This is a genomic window from Dysgonomonas termitidis, from assembly GCF_042654545.1.
Taxonomy (GTDB): Bacteria; Bacteroidota; Bacteroidia; order Bacteroidales; family Dysgonomonadaceae; genus Dysgonomonas; species Dysgonomonas termitidis.
Genome location: NZ_JBHSGN010000098.1, coordinates 1 through 10,327 on the forward strand (window position 1 = coordinate 1; position 10,327 = coordinate 10,327).

At 40.7% G+C, this 10,327-nt stretch carries 7 protein-coding genes; 3 read left to right on the forward strand and 4 right to left on the reverse strand.

What is annotated here, in order from left to right; genetic code table 11:
* Positions 1-353: 353 nt before the first annotated feature.
* Positions 354-1,175, forward strand: coding sequence for an aldo/keto reductase (locus tag ACFO6W_RS16790; RefSeq protein WP_379998510.1), 822 nt, complete (start codon positions 354-356; stop codon positions 1,173-1,175).
* Between the two features lie 57 nt (positions 1,176-1,232).
* On the opposite strand, the gene ACFO6W_RS16795 is transcribed toward ACFO6W_RS16790, so the two are convergent.
* Positions 1,233-3,938 (reverse strand): outer membrane beta-barrel protein, encoded by a 2,706-nt coding sequence (locus ACFO6W_RS16795; protein WP_379998512.1) that lies wholly within the window; start codon positions 3,936-3,938, stop codon positions 1,233-1,235.
* Positions 3,939-4,538: 600 nt separating this feature from the next.
* On the opposite strand from ACFO6W_RS16795, the gene ACFO6W_RS16800 reads away from it, so the two are divergent.
* Together ACFO6W_RS16800 and ACFO6W_RS16805 are read left to right on the forward strand one after the other, a co-directional pair.
* Positions 4,539-6,074, forward strand: coding sequence for a glycine--tRNA ligase (locus tag ACFO6W_RS16800; RefSeq protein ID WP_379998514.1), 1,536 nt, complete (start codon positions 4,539-4,541; stop codon positions 6,072-6,074).
* An 84-nt stretch (positions 6,075-6,158) separates the two neighbouring features.
* A complete protein-coding gene (locus ACFO6W_RS16805; protein ID WP_379998516.1) occupies positions 6,159-6,758 on the forward strand; it encodes an FKBP-type peptidyl-prolyl cis-trans isomerase in 600 nt (199 codons plus the stop codon).
* Positions 6,759-6,832: 74 nt separating this feature from the next.
* On the opposite strand, the gene cdaA is transcribed toward ACFO6W_RS16805, so the two are convergent.
* The 3 genes from cdaA to ACFO6W_RS16820 all read right to left on the reverse strand — a co-directional run bounded on the left by cdaA (position 6,833) and on the right by ACFO6W_RS16820 (position 10,138).
* Positions 6,833-7,627, reverse strand: coding sequence for a diadenylate cyclase CdaA (gene cdaA, locus ACFO6W_RS16810; protein WP_194225267.1), 795 nt, complete (start codon positions 7,625-7,627; stop codon positions 6,833-6,835).
* Positions 7,628-7,719: 92 nt separating this feature from the next.
* The gene (locus ACFO6W_RS16815; protein WP_379998518.1) at positions 7,720-8,493 is read right to left on the reverse strand and encodes a GNAT family N-acetyltransferase; all 774 of its coding nucleotides are present in this window, start codon (positions 8,491-8,493) and stop codon (positions 7,720-7,722) included.
* Between the two features lie 301 nt (positions 8,494-8,794).
* On the reverse strand, positions 8,795-10,138 hold the full coding sequence (locus ACFO6W_RS16820; RefSeq protein WP_379998520.1) for a hypothetical protein: 1,344 nt from the start codon (positions 10,136-10,138) through the stop codon (positions 8,795-8,797).
* Positions 10,139-10,327: the final 189 nt, after the last annotated feature.

Below are 10,327 nucleotides of genomic sequence, written 5' to 3' on the forward strand. Positions count from 1 at the left end.
AAGTTAAGGGATTGACCTTTTTTATTGGATAATTCTATAAATAGCAACTTGAATTAATTATTCAATAAGCAACAGAATTGTGAGTTAGATAATAAAAATTTACATAACAATAGATTTTAGCTGTCTTTTTGTTAATATTCATTTTATAAAGCATCATCTTGCGAAGGCGATAGGATCAGAATAACAACACCTTTTACAGTTAACAACGCACCTGCCTACCCGTCTGCACATTACTTATTTCAATATCTCAAAGAGTTAAAAGCCATATTTATATAGATAAAATTATCTAAACTTAATCACAGTTTAAATTGTTAAATTAATATCACGGTCAATAATCTATAAATAGAAAAGCAATGGAAAAAGTAAAACTGAATAATGGTGTACAAATGCCATGGATTGGTCTTGGCGTATTCCGCATCGAGGATAACAACGAGGCGCAAAGAGTAGTAGAAACCGCGCTAAAGGTCGGATACAGGCATATTGACACAGCTATGTATTATCACAACGAAGAAGCAGTAGGCAAAGCAATCAAGAATTCAGGTATTCCACGGGAAGAAATTTTCGTCACCACTAAAATGTGGAATGCCGACCAACGGAGTGGAAAAGTAAAGGAAGCTTTCGAAGCGAGTCTGAAAAGGCTCAATCTGGATTATCTGGACTTATATCTGATACACTGGCCAGTAGAGGGCAGGTTCGTTGAAACATGGAAAAAATTTGAAGAAATCTACCAGAGCGGAAAAGTAAAAGCCATCGGAGTAAGTAATTTCAAGCAACATCAACTGGAAATTTTATTGCAGGAAACAACTATAGTACCAGCTATAAATCAGATAGAACTACATCCTTACCTGATACAGCAAAGTGATTTGGATTTCTGCAAGAAAGCAGGCATTCAGACTGAAGCGTGGAGCCAGTTCGCTGCAAATCAGACAGGTTTGTTCGAAGAAAAAATATTAGCCGACCTGGCAGCTAAACATTCGAAGTCTCCTGCTCAGATTATCCTTCGCTGGGACTATCAGAGAGGGGTGGTTACAATACCAAAATCAGCCAATGAAAAAAGAATGGCTCAAAATCTCGATATATTCGACTTTGAACTGGCGGATGAAGACATCAAGGCAATTAACTCATTGAATAAGAATATGCGCATCGGCCCCGACCCCGATCATGTCGACTTTTAAGAGAATATAAGCCCCCTCTGATCCGGACCGATCAGAGGGGCTTTTGTATATCTTATGTTAATAATAGCCGCCTTCATATACTTCTTCTCCTTCATCTGAACTCTTTTTCCCTTTAATTATATTGAATTTATAGGAGAAGGTCACCAGAAAATACTGGTTGATTGTGTTTGTCCGTGAATCGGACATATAGTTACCGCTCACATAACGGGTAATATTGTTCCTGTCGTTAAGTATATCAAAAACCTGCGCTTTAATCGTACCCTTTTTCTTCCTCAGGAATTGTTTCGATATGGATGCATTCCATAATACCTCACTATTCTTAAAATCATCTTCATACCCCGAATAATAAGAAAAACTGAGGCTGCTGGTAATGGCAAAATCGTAAGGAAGATGCCACATGGCAAAATGATTGAGTGTATAATTCGTCGTATTCCTGTCCTGCAAATCGGTCAGGTTATTCCTTGTCATATTATAAGATATGCCTGCACGCAGAGTTGTTTCGAATTTATCATTCTTAAATCTGGCCGACACCTGTTCTGCCAGTACCACATTATGAGTTATGGCTTTTTCGCCGTTAGTATAGCCGATGTTCTTGTAGTAATTGCCTGTAGAATTGTTGGTAACAGTGAATTTCTTATTCTTTAAAGGTGTATTGTACATGAAATTTACGTTGGCACCCATATTTCCACTTACATTCCTGTATGTATTGGTACTGTTCCCCTGTTCGTCTATCAGGGTATAGTCCACAATATTGTTGAATGTATAATTAAATCCGGCCATAAGCATCAGGAAACGGCTCGTCTCGTAATCCGATTTCTGATAAAAGACATTTAAATTATTACTGTAGCTGGGTTTCAGATTAGGGTTGCCGTAATATTTCGACAAGGCATTTACAATGACCGTATCAGCTGATAACTGGCTGATCCCGGGCTGGCTTGTAGAACCCGAATAATTAAAATCTATATTTGTCCTTTCATCCGGAGTATATGAAAAATTGAGGCTTGGAGAAAAGTTCACCACACTCTGCCTCAGATTTTCGATGATAGAATCACCAAGGCTGATTTTACTGCGGGAATGCGAAGGGTCTACGCTAAAACCAATAGTGTATCTGTATTTCTCTTTTGTCGCCTGGAAGTTAAGGCTGACATTCTGGTTTATATATGTATTGTCAGTGTTCCGGGCATAAGCCGAATCTATAATCGTATAATTACCTTCCCCGTCCTTCTTGCGTACGTCACGTATCCGTTCCGAGCCATTCAGGCCGTAGGAATAGGAAAGTTGCAGGCGGTAATCTTTCCCAAGCGGCTCCACATAAGACATGGATATGTTATAGCTGTTTGTTTTATTATCAGTATTTGTCCGTTGATCTATTATTTTGTCTTCTGTCTCTCCGGTATAAGTTGTGTGGGAATAATTCGTCCCTTTACTGTTATCTTTTCGCAACGAGTTATTAAAAGACAAGCTGACCGTCCTCCCTTTATTATTCAGTTTACGGCCGATAGTGAAATAATTATTCAGACTGTATCCGTCTCCTTTCGACCGATTTACAGACTGTCCCGAAGTGGTATCTTTGTCTGCCACATAGGAAAAATTCGTCGATACCTGATCACTACCTGTATTATTGAAACTGACATACGAGCGGGCAAAAACGGTGGTCAGGCTATCGGGTTTCCACTGTATATTCATTCCTATATTCGTATTTTCGCGCATGTTGGACGATGACATATTCTGTTTTGCAAGGCGGTCGCCTGTGGAAAGGAATGTTTGAGTATTCGTCTTGGTTTCCATCAGGTTCTCGTTGTTCGAATACCTTACATTTCCGCCTATTTTGAATTTCTCCGAGACTTGCATATAAGCATTCACACCCACATTCTTATTCTTATCTATGCCATTGTCCATCCCCGACATATATTCATCATCACTCACATTATTCATATCCCCCACAAAGGAAAGCTGATTATCGCCCCGCATATGGTTTACCAGTACCTTATTGGCGTATTTATCGTCACTGCCATATCCTCCTTTGATATCGCCGAAAGTGCTTTGCTTCAGTTCTTCTTTTACGACCAGATTAAGCACCTGTTCGGGATCTTTATCCCTGAATCCTGTTACTTTTGCCGTCTCGGATTGTTCTTTATACAATTGCAGCTTCTTTATCATATTGGCAGGCAGGTTGGCGAGAGCCATCGGTATATCGTTTCCGAAAAACTCTTTACCGTCTACCAGTATCTTATTTATAGTTTTACCATTGGCTGTTATATTCCCGTTCGCATCTACCTCCACTCCGGGGATATTCTTTAACATATCCTGCAACATATCACTTTCCTGTGAGGTATATGAACCCGCATTGTATTCTATTGTATCTCCTTTTACCAGAATGTTGGGAACTTTTGCTTCTACTACGGCAGGGCCCAATTCAATTGTATTTTCCTCCAAATAGATATCTCCTGCCGCATAATCCGGGCTTTTTGCAGTAGTATTAAAGTTTTGTAAAAAAGTCTTATAACCTATAAATGAGACCTCCAGCATATATTTGCCCGGAGATGCCAAAAGCCTGAACTTTCCTTTTTCGCTAGACGCCACACCTTGTATATAAACGCTATCTGACTGATTTAACAGGCGAATAGTCGCTGAAACGATCGGCTCTTTTGTTTTTTCGTCATATACAGTGCCTTGTATATATCCCCTGACATCTCTCTTCCCTGTCTGCGAAACAGAAGTGAGACTTATTACAAACAGCAGGAATAAATACAAATACCTCATTAATATTCTATTTTATATAAAAAACGAAGGTAACGCTTTTTTTAGTATTTCTCTATAGAGTGTTAAACATGGAAAATTCACTAAAGTGCATTGTAGAAAATTTTATTTATTTCTATTCTCTCTGGTCTGGCGCTTAATCAAATTTATATTTATTAACCATGCAATGTTAAAACCTGACAATCCTGACATATTTTTCACTATTTTTATTCTGTCATTTTTGCATTCGTTAACTATATATGGTTAAAAAGTAACAAAGGTAACAGATATGTCAGTAAACAGTAAACAGTCATTAGTTAACAACTTGTATCTCGTATCTTGTTTACTTGTAACTCGTAACTGCCCGAAGGGCGAAGAAATAACATTCGCCGAAGCGAAGGCGAGGCAAACTCGTAACTGCTTTAATCAACACTTCAAAGAGCTATAAGCTAATAGCTAACGGCTAATAGCTTATTATATAGATAAACTTTTTTAAAAAGATTAAATTTCGTGTGGTTTCCCTAATAAGTGATATGGCACCCCCTCCTATATCAAAAAAAAGTGTTTACTTTGTGCAACTTATTCAATTACATATAAAACAAACATAAAACGAGTTGAAGGGATATGTCAGAAGATATTTTTAAGAAGATAGTTTCACACTGCAAAGAGTATGGTTTTGTATTTCAGTCCAGTGAAATATACGATGGATTAAGTGCCGTGTACGATTACGGGCAAATGGGTGTGGAGCTGAAAAATAATATCAAGAAATACTGGTGGGACAGTATGGTACTGCTCAACGAAAATGTAGTAGGTATCGACTCCGCTATCTTTATGCACCCTACCATCTGGAAAGCTTCGGGGCATGTGGATGCTTTCAACGACCCTTTGATTGACAACAAGGACAGCAAAAAACGTTATCGTGCCGATGTACTGATAGAAGAGTACATGGCAAAGATCGACGACAAAATAAATAAAGAAGTAGAAAAAGCGGCTAAAAGATTCGGTGACAGCTTCGATGAAGCCATGTTTCGCCAGACAAACCCGCGTATACTGGAAAACCAGGCAAAACGCGACGAGGTACATACCCGCTTCGCAAAAGCATTGAACGACAGCAACCTGGAAGAGCTTCGCCAGATTATCATCGATTGCGAAATCGTAGACCCGATCAGCGGAACACGTAACTGGACCGATGTGCGCCAGTTCAACCTGATGTTTGCCACCGAAATGGGTTCTACCGCTGATGGCGCAATGAAAGTATACCTGCGCCCCGAAACGGCACAGGGTATTTTCGTAAACTTCCTGAATGTACAGAAGACAGGACGGATGAAGATACCGTTTGGTATAGCTCAGATAGGTAAGGCATTCCGCAACGAGATAGTTGCGCGGCAGTTTATTTTCCGCATGCGCGAATTTGAACAGATGGAAATGCAGTTCTTTGTTCGTCCGGGAGAAGAGCTGGAATGGTTTGCCAAATGGAAAGAAACACGTATGAAGTGGCACAAGGCGCTTGGATACGGGGATAACAAATACCGTTTCCACGACCATGACAAGCTCGCTCACTATGCAAATTCAGCTACCGACATCGAATTTGAGATGCCGTTCGGGTTCAAGGAAGTAGAGGGTATTCATTCCCGTACCGACTTCGACTTGAGCAGTCATGAACAATATTCAGGTAAAAAATTACAATATTTCGACCCCGAACTCAATAAATCGTATACACCTTACGTTATTGAAACATCAATCGGTGTCGACCGCATGTTTTTATCCACTATGTCAGCAGCATATTGCGAAGAAGAACTGGAAGGCGGAGAAAGCCGCGTGGTATTGAAACTACCGGCAGCATTAGCTCCAATCAAGCTGGCTGTACTGCCTTTGATAAAGAAAGACGGACTGCCGGAGAAGGCCCAGGAAATAATCGATAATTTGAAATTCGATTTCAAATGTCAGTATGACGAAAAAGACAGTATCGGTAAACGTTACCGCCGTCAGGATGCTATTGGAACTCCTTATTGCGTAACGGTAGACCACCAATCGCTGGAGGATAATACAGTTACAATCCGCTATCGCGACACTATGGAACAGGAGCGCGTAGCCATAGACAAACTGGCTGATATAATAGCCGACAAAGTAAGTATGAAGAACTTATTGAAAACAATATAAAATAATTATGGGTTATAAATTATAAGTGATGAATGAATTCCGCCCCTTGTAATTTGCAACTCGTAACTCGTAACTATAAAAATTATGAACAAAAAACTATTTGCTTTAATCGCCATACTCTGCCCGCTGGCATTCTTTTTCTCTTGCAGCACTGATGATAATAATATTGTAATTGATGAGGAATGGAAAGCGTATAATGAAAAACAGGTGGCGGATATAGATAAATCAGTGTATCAGTCACGTGAATCTGAGAGCAAAAACGGTACTATCTATTTTAAGTATATAGATGATTATGACGCAGAGATCACAAAGACTGCTTCAACTAAAATCACAGATACCCAAACTCCATATTTTACCGATAGTGTGGCTTATCGTTGCGAAGGGTTCTTCCTGCAAAAAGATGGAACAAAGTATATTTTTCAAAACGACAACAATGGTTATATCCTGCGTGGACGTGTCAGCGATTATATTGATGGAATGAGGACTATGCTACAAAACATGCAGAAAGGGAAACAGGTTGAAGTAATTATTCCTTATCAGCTTGGGTATGGAACAACTGATTATTACAGCACCAGCGCCAGCGGCACAAGATATATAGCCGTGCCTGCTTATACAACATTGAGATTTAAAATATACTTAATTGATATAATCCCTGATAATCCGGGAGAGTTTGATCAGAAATAATAAATCTGGAGAAAAAAACATAAGGCGTAAAAGTGGGTACTTTTACGCCTTATATTTTAGTCCTGTTATCAAAATTAACTTCCTGTCATTTTCGCCTTTTTCTTCTTACGCATACTTCCTATAAGAAGTTCCTGCAATTTCTCAGGAGTTATATTCGCTTCGATCTTACCCTGACTCACAAATGAGATCTTACCGCGTTCTTCCGATACCACAATTACTTTAGCGTCAGTTTCCTGCGATATACCGATGGCAGCCCTGTGCCTTAACCCGAAAGACTTTGGAATATCATGGTTCTGGGCCACCGGAAGGATGCATCCTGCCGCCTTGATCCTGTTACCTCCTATAATCATAGCCCCATCGTGCAAAGGCGTATTCTTGAAGAAAATATTCTCTATAAGACGTGTGCTTATATCGGCGTCCAGTGCTTCTCCGGTATCGGCATAATTACCAAGTTTTATCTCCTGCTCTATCACAATCAGGGCTCCGGTATAAGTCTTGGCCATATTCATACAAGCCAGCACCAGGGAGGTTATTACAGAATCGTTTAACTCCCCTACATCTTTCGACCTGAATATCTTCGTTATAAAGCGAAAAGTACGGTTCGAACCAAGGGATATAAGGAAACGCTTTATTTCATCCTGAAAAATGATGATAAGTACAAACAGCCCGAAGTCGGTAAACTTATCGAGGATAGCACCCATCAGGCGCATCTGCAACACCTGCGAGACAAGCACCCAAAGGATTATAAATGCTAAAACACCTTTAAAAATAGCGCCCGTACCAGACCTCGATACAATCCTATACAATTGATACATTACTGTTGCAACCAACAGTATATCAACAATATCTCTTATTCCGAAGTTTTCCATTAGCAGGATACAGCATTAAATCAAGTACCAAAGATAGTGGATTTCTTTCAGAATCGGCCTAAAAAATCATTCCGGTGTTCTTAAAAAATCTTTTATTCGAGCATCTGGTTCATTACAGGATGACGCAACGGGAATAAGCTTCTGAAAGGCTCATCCAGTTCATCCGTCTTATAACCGAACAACAGGCGGCATAGGAAACGTATATCTTTTATCTCCATATCGGCATGGGGTTGTTTTTCGGAGTACAAACCGTACAGGAAATCTGCGTCCATTATCCTCGCCATCCCTGCGATATCGTACTTTTCCGGAAATCCGTCTATGATTTGCTCTTCTACTATAGCTTTGAAATCCGTAAATGTTTTTTGCACACAAAGGTCTTTACCGCGGAACAATGCGTCATATACTTTGTAAGCCCCGGCCATATCAGGATTATCTTCCAGTATCTTCTTTAACGGATATAACGGGGTATTTCCTTTATCAAATACTTTCTGATAACCGTATTTTTCATAAAAACCGTATAGCCAGTCCTCTGCCGGCACAAGGATGGATAAGGGTATCCCTCTCTCTCCGATCACGCTGTGCGCCTTGTGTATCAATCGATCCATATACCCCCTTCTGCGGTATTCGGGCAGAGTACATAACCCCGCTAAATAGGCAAAGGGAATTTCTTCTCCGTAAAACGTAATTGTATAGGGCAGCATCTGCAAAGAGGCGACAGCTTTATCCCCGTCAAAGTATATCAGCGTATTTTCATTCCTGTACTTATACTTAAAAAGGATATCCAGAAAATCGTCAGCATCGCCAAAGCATGTTTTCCACATCCGGCGAACCAACGGCATTGTATGTTCATTTGCAAATTGTATCATCTAGGCCCCCTAGCCCCCGGAGGGAGTATTTTAACTATATCATATAAACTACTCATTATATACTGCTTAAAACTTATTATTTATCAAAAGTTGACAAAATTGACAACTTTTCTCAAATTCATAATTTCTTACTTACCCTCTATTATTGCAAAAACCAAATCGCACAAAACACAGAACCAAATGTACATAAAAACACACAAAGCACCAAAACGAAGCAAGCCCCGAAAGGGGCTTTACTATTGCGCGCCGACTGCGTCACACTGTAAACTTATACAGCATCATATCATTGTACCCGGCTTTTTTACACCTCTACCGATTCTCCCGGCGACCCGTTCACCCATAACATCCCATCCAATACACCTATATCAGGGCTTACATTCGTAACTACATCCCCCGGGGTGAATGTTATAGTTTTAGTTACTGTGTCCCATGCTACATAATACTCTTTGTCAGTATCGGCATACAGGAAGTCAAAGTCAGGGTTCCATCCATTTTGGTAGTCCCAGATGATTGCCTCCCCGCCGCCGTAGTCAACTAAAGATATCTGCCCGATCTTTGTCTCACTGTTACCTTCCAGCCAATCCTGGCTGACTACCATTAGCCTCAAGCTATCGTTTTGTATGTTGATTGCTTCCAGCTGTTGCCCTCCGGGCACCTCCAGATCCTGGTTTACATTCCCATTGAAAGAGATTTCTTCTATAGGGGTTGATGCTTCTGTCTGTGATGGCAAAGTGCCAATAAACTCATCGGGGGCCGTCGGTTTGAAATATTCTATAAGGTAATCGACCATGCCTCCTTCTCCGGAATAATACAGTATATTTGACACCTGAAGGAAACAGATGTTACTGTCGTGCGTTTGAGTGATATATTTACGCATCCATATTTTATAGACCACCCTTTTTGCGCCATTCTCAGGAACCTCTTCTTGAGTTATATACAGGTTGCCGCTTTCTAAAGTGCCTACCGAAACAACTTTGTTTATCACCTGCGCGTCGTTCGGCCACTGTCCCGCATATACGCTGACATTACCTATTGCAGAGTATCCGTTTATATCCGCCGCCTGATTAGCTATGATAAAATCGAACCTGAACATGTCTTTATACCAGAAGCTGCCCTCCGGCCGGGGGTCGGACGTTATTTTAGCGACACAATAGTAGCGGTCTACTGGCTGGTCCTGATAAGTGTCGTTAACGCTTCCGTTCGGCATCTCCACGCTTTGAGTCTGCCAGACAGGTGTGCTACCGGTTCCGGAAGATGTGAGCACCTGCCCGGCCGTACCGCCTGTAATTATGGCAGTAAGCCCGTCGGTGTCTTCCTGTATGCCGGTCAATGTATCATTCAAATCGGTTTGGTCAGACAGCGTTCCTGTTATCTGTCCCCAGACAGCGGCGGTTCCCCCTCCGCCACTAGTCAAAAAAAAATCCTCGAATTTTTCTTCTACATTGCCGGGCGTGATATCGGCGCCGTCGAGCGTCACGCCGTTTGCCCAGGTCTCGGTTATAAAGTCGTCTTTGTCCGAAAAGGGATACAGATACACGCCGTTTACGGTATAATTATACCATATTTTGCCCTTTTGTTTGATGGCTACCAGTTGGCCGTCTTTTACGACCTTAATAGCCTTATCGGTGGTTGTGATTTGTAACATAATTTTTTAATTTATAAGTTATGAGTAATAAGTTATAAGCTGCTCCGCTCATTTGCTAATCCGCTAATTATTTTTACTTTTACACCAATATTTAACTGAAATTTCTACTTAAAAAAGGCTGTAATGTGTAAGCATGCAGTCTTTTTTTTATCACTATCCTACCTGATAATTAGAGCCATCCTGCATATC